Annotated in this window: 15 protein-coding genes; 9 read left to right on the forward strand and 6 right to left on the reverse strand. The window is 72.1% G+C overall.

Going from position 1 to position 15,265, the window contains the following annotated elements; all coding sequences use genetic code 11:
- The first annotated feature begins 124 nt into the window (after nucleotides 1-124).
- The 3 genes from CGQ25_RS18070 (at nucleotide 125) to CGQ25_RS18080 (ending at nucleotide 2,851) form a co-directional block, all read left to right on the forward strand.
- The gene (locus CGQ25_RS18070) at nucleotides 125-1,489 is read left to right on the forward strand and encodes an MFS transporter (RefSeq protein WP_255405447.1); all 1,365 of its coding nucleotides are present in this window, start codon (nucleotides 125-127) and stop codon (nucleotides 1,487-1,489) included.
- 106 nt (nucleotides 1,490-1,595) lie between these two features.
- Complete coding sequence (locus CGQ25_RS18075) at nucleotides 1,596-1,970, forward strand: VOC family protein (protein ID WP_208711170.1); 375 nt, start codon at nucleotides 1,596-1,598, stop codon at nucleotides 1,968-1,970.
- 47 nt (nucleotides 1,971-2,017) lie between these two features.
- Nucleotides 2,018-2,851 carry a hypothetical protein gene (locus tag CGQ25_RS18080; protein WP_208711171.1) on the forward strand — a complete coding sequence of 278 codons (834 nt, stop codon included), beginning with the start codon at nucleotides 2,018-2,020 and terminating at the stop codon, nucleotides 2,849-2,851.
- A gap of 30 nt (nucleotides 2,852-2,881) precedes the next feature.
- Here the strand turns inward: CGQ25_RS18080 and CGQ25_RS18085 are convergent, their stop codons facing one another.
- Entirely contained in the window at nucleotides 2,882-3,301 is a 420-nt protein-coding gene (locus CGQ25_RS18085; protein WP_222703755.1) for a DUF5997 family protein, read from the reverse strand.
- A gap of 58 nt (nucleotides 3,302-3,359) precedes the next feature.
- Between CGQ25_RS18085 and CGQ25_RS18090 the strand changes: the two genes are divergently transcribed.
- From CGQ25_RS18090 to CGQ25_RS18115, 6 genes are all read left to right on the forward strand, one after another.
- A complete protein-coding gene (locus CGQ25_RS18090; protein ID WP_208711173.1) occupies nucleotides 3,360-4,097 on the forward strand; it encodes a LysR family substrate-binding domain-containing protein in 738 nt (245 codons plus the stop codon).
- Nucleotides 4,098-4,202: 105 nt separating this feature from the next.
- Complete coding sequence (locus CGQ25_RS18095) at nucleotides 4,203-4,838, forward strand: GNAT family N-acetyltransferase (RefSeq protein WP_208711174.1); 636 nt, start codon at nucleotides 4,203-4,205, stop codon at nucleotides 4,836-4,838.
- A complete protein-coding gene (locus tag CGQ25_RS18100; protein ID WP_208711175.1) occupies nucleotides 4,835-5,662 on the forward strand; it encodes an alpha/beta fold hydrolase in 828 nt (275 codons plus the stop codon). The genes CGQ25_RS18095 and CGQ25_RS18100 overlap by 4 nt, the downstream gene beginning before the upstream one ends.
- Nucleotides 5,663-5,768: 106 nt before the next feature.
- The gene (locus tag CGQ25_RS18105) at nucleotides 5,769-6,374 is read left to right on the forward strand and encodes a molybdopterin-dependent oxidoreductase (RefSeq protein WP_208711176.1); all 606 of its coding nucleotides are present in this window, start codon (nucleotides 5,769-5,771) and stop codon (nucleotides 6,372-6,374) included.
- On the forward strand, nucleotides 6,371-7,102 hold the full coding sequence (locus tag CGQ25_RS18110) for a ferredoxin reductase (RefSeq protein ID WP_255405448.1): 732 nt from the start codon (nucleotides 6,371-6,373) through the stop codon (nucleotides 7,100-7,102). The genes CGQ25_RS18105 and CGQ25_RS18110 overlap by 4 nt, the downstream gene beginning before the upstream one ends.
- Complete coding sequence (locus tag CGQ25_RS18115; protein ID WP_208711177.1) at nucleotides 7,099-7,395, forward strand: DUF6510 family protein; 297 nt, start codon at nucleotides 7,099-7,101, stop codon at nucleotides 7,393-7,395. The genes CGQ25_RS18110 and CGQ25_RS18115 overlap by 4 nt, the downstream gene beginning before the upstream one ends.
- Nucleotides 7,396-7,473: 78 nt before the next feature.
- Here the strand turns inward: CGQ25_RS18115 and CGQ25_RS18120 are convergent, their stop codons facing one another.
- The 5 genes from CGQ25_RS18120 to CGQ25_RS18140 form a co-directional block, all read right to left on the reverse strand.
- Nucleotides 7,474-7,935, reverse strand: coding sequence for an NUDIX domain-containing protein (locus CGQ25_RS18120; protein ID WP_208711178.1), 462 nt, complete (start codon nucleotides 7,933-7,935; stop codon nucleotides 7,474-7,476).
- Nucleotides 7,936-8,028: 93 nt separating this feature from the next.
- On the reverse strand, nucleotides 8,029-8,664 hold the full coding sequence (locus CGQ25_RS18125) for a hypothetical protein (protein WP_208711179.1): 636 nt from the start codon (nucleotides 8,662-8,664) through the stop codon (nucleotides 8,029-8,031).
- A gap of 178 nt (nucleotides 8,665-8,842) precedes the next feature.
- Nucleotides 8,843-9,787 carry a glutaminase gene (locus tag CGQ25_RS18130; protein WP_208711180.1) on the reverse strand — a complete coding sequence of 315 codons (945 nt, stop codon included), beginning with the start codon at nucleotides 9,785-9,787 and terminating at the stop codon, nucleotides 8,843-8,845.
- Nucleotides 9,784-11,385 carry a CdaR family transcriptional regulator gene (locus CGQ25_RS18135; RefSeq protein ID WP_208711181.1) on the reverse strand — a complete coding sequence of 534 codons (1,602 nt, stop codon included), beginning with the start codon at nucleotides 11,383-11,385 and terminating at the stop codon, nucleotides 9,784-9,786. Before CGQ25_RS18135 ends, CGQ25_RS18130 begins: the two co-directional genes overlap by 4 nt.
- A gap of 215 nt (nucleotides 11,386-11,600) precedes the next feature.
- Entirely contained in the window at nucleotides 11,601-15,263 is a 3,663-nt protein-coding gene (locus CGQ25_RS18140; RefSeq protein ID WP_208711182.1) for a bifunctional proline dehydrogenase/L-glutamate gamma-semialdehyde dehydrogenase, read from the reverse strand.
- Nucleotides 15,264-15,265 lie beyond the last annotated feature (2 nt).

The following is a 15,265-nucleotide window of genomic DNA, read 5'->3' on the forward strand; positions in this document are numbered from 1 at the left end:
GGCCCTGCCCGGGCACCTTCCCGTCCGCTGCCGGCGCCCACGCCCGGGGCGGTTCGGCGACAACGACGTCCCGACAACTCCGCGCCCGTGCGCGGAGGGGAGGAACCCCACCACAATGACTGCTATGGCCAGCGGACAGACCTCCGCGACGCAGACCGACATCGTCGCGCGCCTCGAGAGGCTGCCGATCACCCGGCGTCTCACCATGATCCGCGTCGTGATCGGCTCCGCCACCTTCTTCGACGCCTACACCGTCCTCGCGATCGCCTTCGCGATGCCCCAGCTCGTCTCCGAGTGGCACCTCACGCCCGGGGAGGTCGGCCTGATCCTCTCGTCCGGCTACCTCGGGCAGCTCTTCGGCTCCGTCTTCTTCGGCAGCCTCGCCGAGAAGATCGGCCGCATGCCCACCCTGTTCATCACGATCGTCCTGTTCGTGAGCATGGACCTCGCCTGCCTGTTCTCGTGGGGCGCCTGGTCCATGATCGCGTTCCGCTTCCTCCAGGGCATCGGCACGGGCGGCGAAGTGCCCGTGGCGAGCGCGTACATCAACGAGTTCGTCGGCGCGCGGCGCCGCGGCCGCTTCTTCCTGCTCTACGAGGTCATCTTCCCCGTGGGCCTCATGTTCGCCGGCATCGCCGGGTTCTTCCTCGTCCCCGCCTTCGGCTGGAAGGCGATGTTCATCGTCGGGCTCGTCCCCGCGATCCTCACCATCCCGCTGCGGTGGATCATGCCCGAATCGCCGCGCTGGCTCGCCTCGGTGGGCCGCGGGGAGAAGGCGGACGCCGTCGTGTCGATGCTCGAGCGCGAGGCCGTCAAGGCCGGCCACACCCTCGCGGAGCCCGTCGCGCGCCCCCTGCCCGCGGTCGAGGCCAAGTCCGACTGGCGCGACCTGTTCCGCGGCATCTACCGCCGGCGCACCCTCATGATCTGGGGCCTGTGGGTCAGCGTCTACGTGGTCAACAACGGACTCATCACCTGGCTGCCGACCCTCTACAAGGAGGTCTTCCACATCCCGCTGCAGACCAGCCTCGCGTACGGCTGGGTGACCTCCGGGGTCGGCGTCGTGGCGTCGGTGCTCTGCGCGCTGCTCATCGACCGCGTGGGACGCAAGCGCTGGTACTCGGTCGCGTTCGTCGCCGCGACGGTCCCGCTCGTGGTCCTCGGGGCCCTCGGCGCGGTCTCCGCGGTGCAGGTGGTCCTCTTCGCGAGCATCGCCTACGCGATCCTCCAGACCATCTCCTTCTCCCTCTACCTCTACTCGGCCGAGCTCTACCCGACGCGCCTGCGCGCCATCGGGACCGGCTTCGGGAGCGCGTGGCTGCGCGCCGGCTCGAGCGCCGGGCCGCTCCTGGTCGCGTGGATCATGGACGGCTTCGGGATCGGGTGGGTGTTCATCGCCTTCGCGGGGATCGCCCTGCTCGGCGGCCTCGTCACGATCTTCTTCGCGATCGAGACCAAGGGGCGGGTCCTCGAGGAGCTCGCGCCGTAGGGGGCAGGCTGCACCGACGCACCAGGCGAGCGCACGACGGCGGGTGGGAACCCGGCGTCGTGCGCTCGCCCTGACGGATGTCGGAGCCTCTGCGTAGGCTGGGCGCATGCGGATCAAGATGTGCTCCATCCACGTGACCGACCCGGCCTCGGCCCACGCCTTCTACACGGAGACGCTCGGCTTCGACACCCTCATGGCGATGCCGGAGGGCAACCTCTTCATCGTCACCTCGCCGGACTCGGGCGGGGTGGGCCTCCTGCTCGAGCCCAGCGACAACCCGATCGGCGAGACCTACCGCACGAGCGTGTACGACGCCGGCATGCCCGCCATCGTGCTCGGCTCGCCGGACGTGCGTGCGGACTACGAGCGGCTGACGGCGGCCGGCGTGGCGTTCCGCGGCGAGCCCACCGAGGATCCGTACGGGGTCTCGGCCGTCTTCGACGACCAGCACGGCAACCTGATCCAGCTCCACCAGGACTGACCGCTGGCCTGCGGCCGCCGCGTCGCACCGTGCGGAATACTGTCCCCATGAGACGCGCCGTGATGACCGCTGCCGCCGCCCTGACCCTTGCCCTGGCCACCGCTGCCCAGCCTGCATTCGCCGCGCCGCCGGGCGGCAAGGGCACCGCGCCCTCGACCCTGGGCATCGATGTGTCATGGCCGCAGTGCGGCACCACGCTGCCGAGCGGCCAGGCCTTCGGCATCGTGGGAGTCACCGGGGGCCTCGCCACGACGACGAATCCCTGCCTCGCCGACCAGCTCGGCTGGGCCGCGAAGTCGACCGGTGCCACGAAGCAGGCCAAGGTCCAGCTCTACGTCAACACGGCCAACCCGGGCGGCCTCGGAACGGCGTCGTGGCCCACGTCCTCGACCGCCGGGAACCCGTACGGGACGTGCGACGGCAGCGACAGCCTCGCGTGCGCCTGGCAGTACGGCTGGAACCGCGCCCAGGAGGACGTCGACCAGCGCTTCGCGCCCGCGGCCCAGACGGCCAAGGTCTCCGCCAACCCCGCGGACTACGTCTGGTGGCTCGACGTCGAGCTGGACAACACGTGGAAGACGGGCGGCACCGACGCCGACAGGGCAAGCAACCGTGCCGTCCTGGAGGGCATGACCGCGCATTTCGTCTCCCGCGGCGGCGCCGTCGGCCTGTACGCGACCCCGTACCAGTGGGGCCAGATCGCCGGCACGGTGCCGGCAGGCAGCAACCTCGCCGGGCGCGACGAATGGCATCCGGGGGCGAGGACCCAGCGAGGCGCCGAGCGGGCCTGCGCCGAGGCCACGCTCGCGCCGGGCGGCCGGGTCTCGCTCGCGCAGTTCGTCTCAGGCGGCCTGGACTACAACGTCTCCTGCATCGGGTAGCGCCTCCGGCGCATTCAGGAGAGCGCGGCGTCAGCCGTGCCGGCCGCCGCGCATCGAACGCTCCGCCGCCGCGCCATGGGTGGCACGGGCCGCCTTGGCGGCCTTCTCCTCGGCCTGGGCCTTGACCCGGCGGGTCTCCTCGCGCACCGCCGCCATGTTGGCCCGCTCGTCCTGCAGCCACTGCGGCCGATCCTTCAGCAGCGCGGCGATCTCCTCCGTCGTGAGCGCCTCGGTGATGCCCGCCCGCGCGAGGCCCGAAATCGTCACGTTGAGCTTCTGCGCCACGACCGGGCGCGGGTGCGGGCCGTTCTCGCGGAGCTCGGTGAGCCACGCCGGCGGGTTCTCGCGGAGGGCGTCGAACTCCTCGCGCGTCACCTCGCCCTCCTGGAACTCCGCAGGGGTGGCGGGGAGGAAGATCCCGAGCTTCTTGGCCGCGGTGGCCGGCTTCATGGACTGGGACGCGCTGCCCTTGGGGTTCGAGCTCATGGATCAAGGCTACCGTTGACCCATGCAGTCCGAGAGCGCCCCGGCCCTGAAGGTGGCCTTCGTCGCGGGCGTCGCGCCCGGCAAGTGGTTCCACCGCTGGGAGGAGCGCTTCCCGGACGTCCCCCTGGCCTCGCAGATGGTCGAGGACGGCGAGCAGCTCGCCGTCCTCGGCGACGGCCGCGCGGACGTCGCGTTCGTCCGCCTCCCCGTGGACAAGGACCGCGAGGGCCTCCACGTCATCCCGCTCTACGAGGAGCTGCCGGTCGTCGTCGCGCCCAAGGGCCACGAGATCCAGGCCTTCGAGGAGATCCCGCTCGCCGAGGTCGCGGACGAGCTCTTCGAGTACGACGGCGCCCCCTCCGAGCGCCTGGACCTCGTCGAGGGCGGGGCGGGTCTCGCGATCATGCCCATGAGCGTGGTGCGGCACTTCAACCGCAAGGACCTCCGCTACCGCCCGGTGACCGGGATGGAGCCCTATGGCGTGGGGATCGCGTGGCGCAGGGACAACGAGTCCAGTGCGATCCAGGAGTTCATCGGCGTGGTCCGCGGGCGGGGAGCGAACAGCTCGCGGCAGGAGTCGGTGCAGCGCGACCAGCAGGAGGCCGCGAAGCAGCGCCGCGAGGACCGGGCTGCGGCACAGTCCAAGGCGGCCCGGGCGCGGAACGAGGCGAGCCGGGCGGCGAAGGCCGCCCGCGGCGGGAAGCCCGCAGCCCGCGGAGCCAAGGGGCGTCCGGGCTCAGGGAGGCGGCGCGGCCGCTGACGCCGCGCACCCGTCGGATTCTGCCCAGCCTGAGGACGCGGACGGTCCGCGGGCGCGCGTGTCGCCCCTCCCGCCGGGGGCGTGTCGGCGGCTAGCCTGAGCAGCATGGAACGCCCTCCAGCGGCGGCCGGCCCTGACTCGTCCCGGATCACGGTAGTCCCCGCCAACGAGGCCTCGTGGGAGGACCTCGCGGCGGTCTTCGGGGAGCGCGGCGACCCTGCCCGCTGCCAGTGCCAGTGGTTCAAGGTCACGGGCCGGGAGGAATGGCGGCTCCTGTCCCGCGAGGCCCGCGAGCAGGCGCTCCGCGAGCAGACGGGCTGCGGCCACCCCGACGCCCCGCAGACCTCCGGCCTTGTCGCGTATCTCGACGGCGAGCCGGCGGGGTGGGTCGCCGTCGAACCCCGCACCGCCTACCCTCGGCTCGCGGCGAAGCGGATCCCGTGGACCGGCCGCGACGAGGACAGGGAGGATCCCGCTGTCTGGGCGGTCACGTGCTTCGTGACCCGCGCGGGGTACCGCAAGCGAGGCGTCGCGCGGGCCCTCGCCGCCGCGACGGTGCCGTACGCGAAGGAGCGGGGCGCCCGCGCCGTCGAGGGCTACCCGATGCTCACCGAGCCCGGCAAGGACGTCCCGTGGGGGGAACTGTTCGTGGGCAGCCGGGGAATCTTCGAGGAGGCCGGCTTCGACGAGGTCAGCCGCCCGTCGCCGCGCAGGGTCGTCATGCGGATCGACTTCCGGTGAGCGGCGCAGGCGCGGCGGGGCCGCCCGGGCCCCCGGCGGAGAGCGGGTACCTGCCGCCGGGGCTGCCGTTCTTCCGGGTGGGGACGGGACGGCCGCTCGTGGTCCTGCCGGGCCTCGGCGCGCCGCACGAGGTGCCCCGCGGCTTCGAGCGGGCCGCCGAGGCGGGCCCGCTGCGGGCCTTCGCCCTGTCGCGGGAGGTGTGGTGGATCGGGCGCCGGCCAGGGCTGCCGCGGACCACGACCATGGCGGACCTCGCCGCGGACACGGCCCAAGCGCTCGCCGCCTTCGATGGGCCCGTGGACGTGATCGGCATCTCGACCGGCGGGAGCGTGGCGCTTCAGCTCGCCGCCGACCATCCCCGGCGCGTCCGGCGCCTCGTCCTCGTCGCGGCCGGGTGCCGGCTCGGGGAGCTCGGCAAGAGGGGCCAGCGGGCGGTCCTGGACCGGCTCGACGGCGGCGACCGCCGCGGCGCGGGCGCGGAGATGGTGCGGCTCATCGGGGTGCGGCCGGTGGCCAGGCAGCTGGAAGCCTGGATCGGATGGCTCGCAGGGCCCTTGATGCTGCCCCGGTTCACCGACGACCTCGCCGCCGTGATCCTCGCCGAGGACGCCTTCGACCTCACCGCCCGGCTGCCCTCGATCACGACGCCGACCCTCGTCGCGGGCGGCGACGAGGACTCCCCGTACGGACCAGGGGTGTTCAGCGAGACAGCGGCGGGCCTGCCGAACGGCCGCCTCCGCCTCTACTCGGGCAGGGGCCACGTCGGGGTCCAGCGGGCGCCGGGCTTCGCCCGCGACGTCCTCGCCTTCCTCGACACCCCCTGAGGTGCGCACGACGGCGTCGTGCCCGCTCTGGCTCTCGGCTCACCGGAGGCGTATCGTCCCAGCTACGTCTCGGGTACCCGGCCGCACGCATCGGCGAGGAGCATCGATGGGCATCGTTTCGTCCGGCTTCAGGGGCCGCAGGAAGAGGGACGTCCCGGGCCTGCCTCCGGGACAGTACGTGACCGAGGACTTCCCGGTGCTGTCGGCGGGCCCCACGCCGCGCATCGATCCGCAGGAGTGGACCTTCTCCTTCACCGGCGCCGGGACGCGGCGGCTCTGGGACTGGCACGGACTCCTGTCCCTGCCCCATGAGCACGTCACCGTGGACATCCATTGCGTCACGAGCTGGTCCAAGCTGGGGACCAGGTGGCGGGGCGTTCCGGTGGATGCGCTCTTCGATGGGACCGACGGGGCCTCCGTGCACGAGAGGGAAGGCTTCGCGCTCTTCCACTCCTACGGCGGCTACACGACCAACCTGCCGCTGACCGACGTGCTCGACGGGAAGGCGTGGCTCGTGCACGAGTTCGAGGGCGAGCCCCTGGCCCCGGAACACGGCGGTCCTGTCAGGCTCCTCGTTCCCCACCTGTACCTGTGGAAGAGCGCGAAGTGGGTGGACGGCCTTGAGCTCCTCGACCGGGACATTCCCGGGTTCTGGGAGAGCCGCGGCTACCACATGCACGGCGACCCGTGGACCGAGGAGCGCTACGGGTGAGCGGCGCGTGGAAGGTGGCCGACGTCGTCGCGCTCGAGGCCGAGACCCCCACTGCACGGACCATACGCCTGCGGCTTCCTGGCCCCGTGCACGCGGCCGCGGGCCAGCACGTCGACGTCCGCCTCACAGCGCCCGACGGGTATCAGGCGGTGCGCTCCTACTCCGTGTCCGCCTCGGTGCCGCCGGACATGCTCGACATCACCGTCGAGGAACTCCCCGACGGCGAGGTGTCGCCGTACCTTGTCCGGGACCTCGCCGTCGGCGACCAGCTCGAGGTACGCGGCCCGGTGGGCGGCTGGTTCGTGTGGCGGCCCGAGGAGGAGTCGCCGGTGCAGCTCATCGGGGGAGGATCAGGGGTCGTGCCCCTCATGGCGATGGTCCGCGCTCACCGGGCGGCCGCGCACCCGGCCCCGATCCACCTGCTGTACTCCGTGCGGAGCCCTGAATCCGTGTTCTTCCGCCGCGAGCTCGACTCTCTGGCCGCCGATCACAGCCCCTTCAGCCTGACGGTGGTGTACACGCGGGCCGCGCCGGAGGGCCACCCGGTGGGGCGACTCGATGCTCCGACGCTCGCGGAGCACGTGCTCGGCAACGGCTCAGACCCCTTGGTGTACATCTGCGGCGCCACCGCGTTCGTCGAGGCGGTGTCCGGGTGGCTCGTGGACCTCGGCCACGCTCCCGCGAGGATCAAGACGGAACGCTATGGGGGTCTGGGAGGCACATCATGAGCGACTGGACGGGTCGGCCGGGCACTCTGGGAACGGACGACTACCTCGACGGCAACGCCCTCGCGGGCCCGCTGTCGGAGGTCTTCGCGATCGACATCACCGCCGCTCTCGGCACGTGCGCCGGCTGCGGGACCGTCCGCGCCATCGCCGAGGCGCGCCTGTACGTCCACGCGCCGGCCAAGCTGCTGCGCTGCCCCGCGTGCGACGGGGTGTGGCTGCGGCTGGACGAACGCGACGGCCGCGTCGTCGTCGACTTCCGGGGGCTCACCCAGCTCACGATCACGCTCGGCTGAGCGGAGGCGATCCCCTGGCCGCAGGGCGTTCCCGGGCCGCGGAGGCGCTGTCCGTGGACCACTGGGGCACCGGGAAGGTCACCGGAGGCGGCTCAGGAGCGCGTCGAGGATCGGGATCTGGCCCTTGACCAGCTTGGTCCTGGCGACGTCCTCGGGGAACCACTCGGCCCGATCGATCTCGGGGACATCGATCACCCGCCCCGACCCTCTGGGCCACTCGAGCGGGAACGTGTTGCTCGTGATCTGCTCTGGGGCGAAGTCCGCCTCCGCCGCGAAGGCGGTCAGGCGCTTCCCCGAGGGCTGGCGGAACTCGCCGAGGGGCACGTAGTCGGCGTCCGGGGGAGGGGTGCCCATCTCCTCGGCGAACTCGCGCTGGGCCGCGGAGAAAGGGTCGTCGCCTTCGTCGTAGAGGCCCTTGGGGATCGACCACGCGTGCTCGTCCTTGCGCGCCCAGAAGGGGCCGCCCATGTGGGCGATCCACACCTCGAGGCCTTCGTCGCCTCGCCGGTACAGCAGGATCCCCGCGCTCAGAACGGCCATGGGCTTCAGCCTACCCACCGCCGCCGTCTGGGGGTCACGTTCTGGGGGTCACCCGATGCGACCCCCAGAACGCGAGGTGCTGCCGTGCTTCCCTCAGCGGCCATGCTTCGCCGAAGCGCCCTGGCGTGCAGAGTGCGCCTGCGCCGCAGGCTTCGCCGCGGATGGGGCTGCAGCCTGGGGAACGGAGTCGGGAGCGGGCTTCGACGCGGCGGGCACGTACTGGAGGACGACATCCGAGACGGACCCGGGGTACCGGTCCTCGCCCTGGGCGTGCGCCGCGGCCGTGGCCTGCTGAGCCACCACCGAGGCCTGCGCTGCCGGGGCACCTGCGACAGGCGCCGCAACCTCGGGGGCGTCAGCCTCCGGTGCTTCCGTCTCAGGCGCCTCAGTCTCCGGGGCCTCGGCTTCCGGGGCGTCAGCCTCGGGTGCGTCAGCTTCCGGAGTCTCCGTCTCGGGTGCTTCGGCCTCCGGTTCGGAGGCCTCGGCGGCCTCCGGTTCGGAGGCCTCCGAGTCCGGGGCCTCCGCGGACTCGGACGACTCGGCCTGCGGCTCGTCCGCTGCATCGAGTGCATAGGTCTCCGACGCGGCCCGGGCGCTGACGGGCTGGTCGACGGTCGACTCATCGGGTGCCGCCACGGCCGCTACACTGGCGCCGCCGAGGACGAGCGCACCGGCGGACACCGCGGTGAGGACCGCCTTCTGGGTGACAAGGTTGGCGAGCTTGGGCATCAGATCTCCCTGGTGTCGGTTCCCGCTCAGAGAGCGGATTGCCTCCCTATCGTGACCACATCTGGTTGACGGATGCATTAAATTCGATGACAGAATCCGTAATTCTTAAATTGAACGGCTCATATTGGCCGTCATCCCTTGACGGTGGCGCTCCCCGGTGCAATGGCCGCGCGCGCTGTCAGAAGACGGACCACCCGAGGCGCGAGCTGAGATCGGCAAGGGCGGCCGCGCCGGCCACGGAGTTCCCCTTGGCGTCAAGGCCTGGGCTCCAGACGCAGACGGTTCCCCTGCCCGGCGCCACGGCCATGATCCCGCCGCCGACTCCGCTCTTAGCCGGCAGCCCGACCCTGTAGGCGAAATCCCCGGCGGCGTCGTAGAGGCCGCAGGTGAGCATGATCGAGTTGATCCGTCGCGTCTGCTCCGGGGTGAGTGCCGACCACGGCTCGCCGGTCCACGGACCGACCCTCCCGCCGTCGGCCAGGAAGGTCCCCGCCCGGGCGAGGTCACGGCAGCTCATGGTTATCGAGCAGTGCCCCACGTAGTGCTCCACCACCTGCCGGACATCGCAGCGCAGGTTGCCGAAGTCCGCGAGGAAATTCGCCAGCGCGAGGTTCCGGCTGCTGCATTCGAGCTCGCCGGCGGCGGCGGCCTCGTCGATGGCCGGCCCGCCGCTCCCCGAGAGCGCCCTGACGAACGCGAGCACCTCCCCGCGCGCATCCCCCCATTGTTCCTGCAGGACATCGGTGACAACCAGTGCGCCTGCGTTGATGAACGGGTTGCGGGGGATCCCCGACTCGGCCTCGAGCTGGACGAGGGAGTTGAAGGCCGTTCCCGACGGTTCGCGCAGCACGCGCCGCCACAGGGTGTTGGCGGAATCATGGCGGAGCGCCAGCGCGAGCGAGAAGACCTTGGAGATGCTCTGGATCGAGAAGGGCACGTCCGAATCGCCGGCGGCATAGACGTCCCCGCTGACGGTGGCGACGGCGATGCCGAAACTCGTGGGCTCCACGCGCCCCAAGTGCGGGATCGAGGCGGGCACTGACCCGACAGGCCCCCGTGGCCGATGGGCGATGACGAGTTCCTCGAGGAGCTCCTGCATCCCGGTGGCGACCGCCGTCGTCATGCCCGCCCCGCCGGCGACGCGAGCCGGCGGGAAGCCCACAGCTCGAGGTGAAGCAGCGCGATGGTGGAGTGCGCAGGCTGGCTGAAGTCCAGACCCGTCAACCGGCTCGCCTTCGCCACCCGGTAGTACACCGTGTTCCTGTGGAGGTTCAGCCGCCTTCCGCACTCGCCCACATCCAGCCCGGAGTCCAGATAGCCCCGCAGCGTCCGCGCCAGTTCCTCCTCCTCGAGGCACAGCCGGGTCAGCGCGCGGTGGCGGAACGGCGACGCGTCAAGCCCCCGGACGACCTCGTCCAGGATGATCTCCGCCTCGAAGTCATCCAGCGTCGCGACCTGCTGGCTGCCGTCAACGCGCATGGCCCGCAGCAGGGCTGCCGTCTCCACGCTGGTGGAGCGGAGCGCGGTCAGGGTGGGCGCTACCTCGCCAACGGCGACGTGGACCTTCAGGCCCAGGTGCTCGCGGGCGTCCTTCACCACGGCGTCCGCGAGGACGCGGAGCGCGGCCCCAGGGCTGTCGGACCGCAGGTCGGGCACGATCACCGCAGTCTGGCCCTGGTGCTGGCCCACCACCGCTGAGTCCTTGAACGCCGCCGCGCGGATGGAGGCAAGGTTCGCCAGCTCGCCGTGCTTGAGCTCTGCATCCGCTGACCGCTGGTCCTCGTGGGAGAGCCCCACGAGGAGGAGGCAGGCGGGGCGCTCTGGGTCGATCCGCGAGAACTGCGCGCTCGCGGTCGCCTCGTCCGGTGTGGAGAGGAGTCGCGCGATGGCGTCTTCCCTGAGGTGGACGGACTGCTGGTTCCGGTGCCTCACGAGCTCTGCCGCCGCCCGGCGCGCCGCGCCGACGAGCACCGCGTCGACGCCCGGAGCGAATCCTGATCCCGTCTCCTGGAGCCAGATGTAGCCGAGCACGCGTTCCCCGGCGAAGATCGCCACGGCAGCCCGCTCCTTGAGCGCATCCTCCTGCCGCTCGGGCACACGCACCACGCCACGGCTGCGGTGCAGCTCCCGGTAGGCGCCGAGGTCCTTGAGCAGCGCCTCGTACTTCCGGGGGCCTCGACGGCTCAGGATGGAGGCCCTCCGGAGCTCGTCGAGGTCGTTGCCCACAGTCGAATAGGCCAGGACCTTGTTGGCCGCGTCCTCGATGACCACATGGCTTGAGGTCATCTTCGCGGTGGTCTGGGCGATGGCGAACAGATCTTCCTGGATCAGCGCCAGGACATCGCTGTGGTAGTCGGTGGTCTGGATGCGGCCGTTGGCGACGGACAGGAAGGTGTCCCAGCCGCTGGACGGCTCGACCAGAAACAGCCCGACGCCGGCAGCCCGGAGGAGTTCCTCGATCTCGAGCGCTTCCCCGGCCGTGCCCTTGACGGCGACGGCGACGGGCCGGCTCTGGGCAAGCCGCCGCACCATGGGCAGGGCCGCCCTGCCCCGGACTCCCATGAGGCACACCAGGGCGCCCGCAACGTCACGATCCGTCTCCTCAGAGTCGAGGATTAGAGCCTGCGCAACCGGGGAGTCGGTGGGGCTGGGCCGGCTGATGAGCCTGCACAGGCTCGCCGGAAGGTCTTCCAAGATGTCGTCGACGGTGACTGATCCCACGCTGGTCCTTCATTGCCTCGGCGGCACGACGCCCCGTTGCGCCGTCCACAGTTCATGGTAGGGACGCTGAGAGGGACCCGTTTTGTGCGCGGCGCCCTCATGCGCTCCGATTATTGGACGGCTGCCCAAACCTAGGGGGCCGGGGCCCACGTGCTCGAGGCCGGCGCCGCCAGAGCGGAACGCCGGCCTCAAGCTCTCCTGAGCTGGGGAAGGTGTTAGACCCGGGCGCCGAGGGCCACGGGATTCGGGTTCCCGAAGCGGTGCGCGGTGATGGACACGGCCTGCTCATGCAGGAACGGCAGCATCTCGACCCGCCCCGCGGAGACCACGGGGTGCGCGTACACCGCGATGTCCGGCGTGCCTCCTACCGCGTCGGCGAGGGCGCGCACGGCGGAGGCCGCGGCATCGCCCGTGCCGGCGATGAGCCGCACACGGCCGGACCCGAGGGCCGCGACCCTGCGTAGCCACGCCGCAGAGTCCTCGACCGTCACGCCGACCCGGTGCCGGCGCAGGACGTCGGCGGTGGTGCCGGGAAGCCCGACGGCGGTGCTCACCGTCACGCGCGCCCTGGCCGCGAGCCCGGCAGCGGCCACGCGCAGGAGCTCGGCGACGCCGTGGCCCGAGGTCCCGGCCTCGAAGCGGACGGTCACGGGCAGCGGCCGGTAGCGGAACACGTTGCGCTCGCAGGCCAGGCCGGAGACGTCCTTCGACACCCCGAACTCCGAGGCCCACGCCGCGGCGTCGGAGCCGAGCGCGGAAGCCAGCCACGCGGCGTCGTGCGCGGGGAGAGCAGCGCTCGCTGCGGCGAGCAGCTCCCCGGCCGCCCCGCCGACCCGGGCGCCGCCGGCCACGGGCGCGTCCTCCCACGAGCCGAGGCCGACGAGGTAGTTGGGCCCACCGGCCTTCGTCCCGGCGCCCACGGCGGACTTCTTCCACCCGCCGAACGGCTGCCGCTGCACGATCGCGCCGGTGATGCCGCGGTTCACGTAGAGGTTGCCGGCCTGGATGTGCTCGAGCCAGTAGTCCAGCTCGGCCGGGTCGAGGGAGTGCAGGCCCGAGGTGAGGCCGTACTCGATCTGGTTGACCAGGGCCACGGCCTCCTCGAGGGTCTCGGCGGTCATGACGCCGAGAACCGGACCGAAGTACTCGGTGAGGTGGTACTCGGAGCCGGGCTGGACGCCGACACGCACGCCGGGGCTCCACAGCTTGCCGGACCCGTCGAGCTGGCGGGGCTCGAGCGCCCAGCTCTCGCCCTCGCCGAGCACCGTCAGGCCGCGGCGCAGCTTCTCGCCGGGCGCCTCGATGACCGGGCCCATCTGGGTGCGCGCGTCCCACGGGTACCCGACGTGGAGGGACTGGACGGCGTCGAGGAGCTGGTTGCGGAACCGCCTGGAGGTGGCGACGGACCCGACCAGCACCACGAGGGAGGCCGCCGAGCACTTCTGGCCGGCGTGCCCGAACGCGGAGTAGGCGACGTCCTTCGCAGCGAGGTCGAGGTCCGCGGACGGGGTCACGATGATCGCGTTCTTGCCCGAGGTCTCGGCCAGGAGCGGCAGGTCCGGGCGGAAGGAGCGGAACAGCTGCGCGGTCTCGTACCCGCCGGTGAGGATGACGCGGTCCACGTCCGGGTGCGCCACGAGCTGGCGGCCGAGCTCGCGCCCTGGCTGTCCCTGCGGGAATTGGACGAGCTGGAGCGCCTCGCGGCCCACGCCCGTCTCCGGCCGCGTCTCGTCGAACGCCTCCCACAGCGCCTCGACCATCACGGCGCCGGAGCGGCGGGCCTGCTTGGCGGGCTTGATGATCACGGCGGTGCCCGCGGCGAGGGCCGCGAGCGTGGACCCGGCCGGGATCGCGACTGGGAAGTTCCACGGCGGGGTCACCACGGTGAGGCGGCCCGGGACGAACGCCGCGCCGTCGACCTCGTCGAGCCCGCGGGCGAGCTGGGCGTAGTAGTGCGCGAAGTCGATCGCCTCGGAGACCTCGGGGTCGCCCTGGTCGAGCGTCTTGCCGGCCTCGCTGGCCATGACCTCGAGCAGCTCGGCGCGGCGGCGCTCGAGCGCGCGGCCGGCGGCGTCGAGCACGACGGCGCGCTGGGCGCCGGTGAGGGCACCCCACCGCCCGCCGGCGGCCACCGCGGTGCGCACGACGGCGGCGAGCTCGCCCTCGGTGGAGAGCTCGGCGGCGTCGGCACTCGCCTGGCCGAGGTCCGAGGCCTGGGCGCGCTCGATGATGGCCCGGCCCCACGCGCGGTTGCCCGGGAGGTCCGGGTCCGTGTCGGGGGTGTTGGCGAAGCGGATCCCCGCCCCGCCCCCCGCCCCCGCCCCTCTGGGGGTCAGGTCCTGAAGGTCACCTGAGGTGACCCCCGGGAGGTGACCCCCAGAGGGGTGGCGGCGGTCCTGGATGCGGTGTGGGTGCGGCACCGTGCGGTGGCCGTCGGCGTCGGCGAACGGGGGCTCCCCCAGTGCGGTGAGGGAGGCGCGGAACCGCCTCTCCTCGCGCTCGAAGAGCGCTGCGCCGTTGGGGTCGTCCGACCCGAGGTCGAACACGGCGGACATGAAGTTGTCCTGGCTCGCCCCCTCCTCGAGGCGGCGGATGAGGTAGGCGATCGCGACGTCGAACTCGCCCGGGTGCACCACCGGCGTGTAGAGGAGGAGGTGGCCCACGTCCTTCAGGACGGCCTGTGCTTGGGCGGAGGCCATGCCGAGGAGCATCTCGAACTCGACCTGGCCTGCGCCGTCGCGGACCCCGAGGTCCACGCCGCGCGCCTTCGCGAGCAGCCACGCGAGGGCGATGTCGAAGAGGTTGTGCCCCGCGATCCCGACGCGCACGGCGGCGAGTCGGTCCGAGTGGAGGGCGTAGTCGAGGACGGCCTTGTAGGACGTGTCGGACTCCTGCTTGGAATGCCACGTGGCGACCGGCCAGCCGTGGATCTCCGCGTCGACGTGCTCCATGGGCAGGTTCGCACCCTTGACCACGCGGACCTTGATCGGCGCACCGCCGGCGGCGATGCGGCGGGCGGCCCATTCCTGGAGGTGCATCATCGCGCCGAGGGCGTCGGGCAGGTAGGCCTGGAGCACGATCCCGGCCTCGAGGCCGCGGAACTCGGCACGGTCGAGGAGGCGCGTGAAGACCGCGATCGTAAGGTCGAGGTCCTTGTACTCCTCCATGTCGAGGTTGATGAACTTGGGCTTGCCCTCGGCGCAGCTGTCCGCGGCGAGGCGGTAGAGCGGGGCGAGGCGCTCGGTGATGTGGTCCACGGCCTCGTCGAAGGCCCAGTGGTTGTGCGGTGCGACGGTCGAGGAGACCTTGATGGAGACGTAGTCGACGTCGTCGCGGGAGAGCAGGCGGCGCGTGCCCTCGAGCCGGCGTTCCGCCTCGCCCTCGCCGAGGATGGCCTCGCCGAGGAGGTTGACGTTGAGGCGGATGCCGGGCTTGCGGATCTTGGCGATCGCGGGCCCGAGCTTCGCGTCCGAGGCGTCGACGATGAGGTGGCCGACCATCTCGCGCAGCACGCGGCGGGCGATCGGGACGACGACGCCGGGCATCATCGGGGCGAGCGAGCCTCCGAGGGCCACGGCCCGGCGCATGTACCACGGGAGGAATCCCGGGACCTTGGGGGCGATGGCCCGCAGGTTCCGGGCCGCGACGGAGAGGTCCTCGGGGCGCACGACGCCGTCCACGAACCCCACCGTGAACGCGAGGCCGTTCGGGTCCTTGAGGACGCCCGCGAGCTGCGCGGCGGAGGCATCCACCGGAAGCTTCGCAGCTTCGTCGAGCCAGGTGCGCACCTGGGCGACGGCGGCGTCGGCGAGGTCCTGCGGACGGATGGGGGCGGCCGCTGCCGGCGGCGGGGTGGTGAAGGCGCTCGTGGAGCTCATTG

Source organism: Sinomonas sp. R1AF57 (genome assembly GCF_002224485.1).
GTDB lineage: Bacteria > Actinomycetota > Actinomycetes > Actinomycetales > Micrococcaceae > Sinomonas > Sinomonas flava.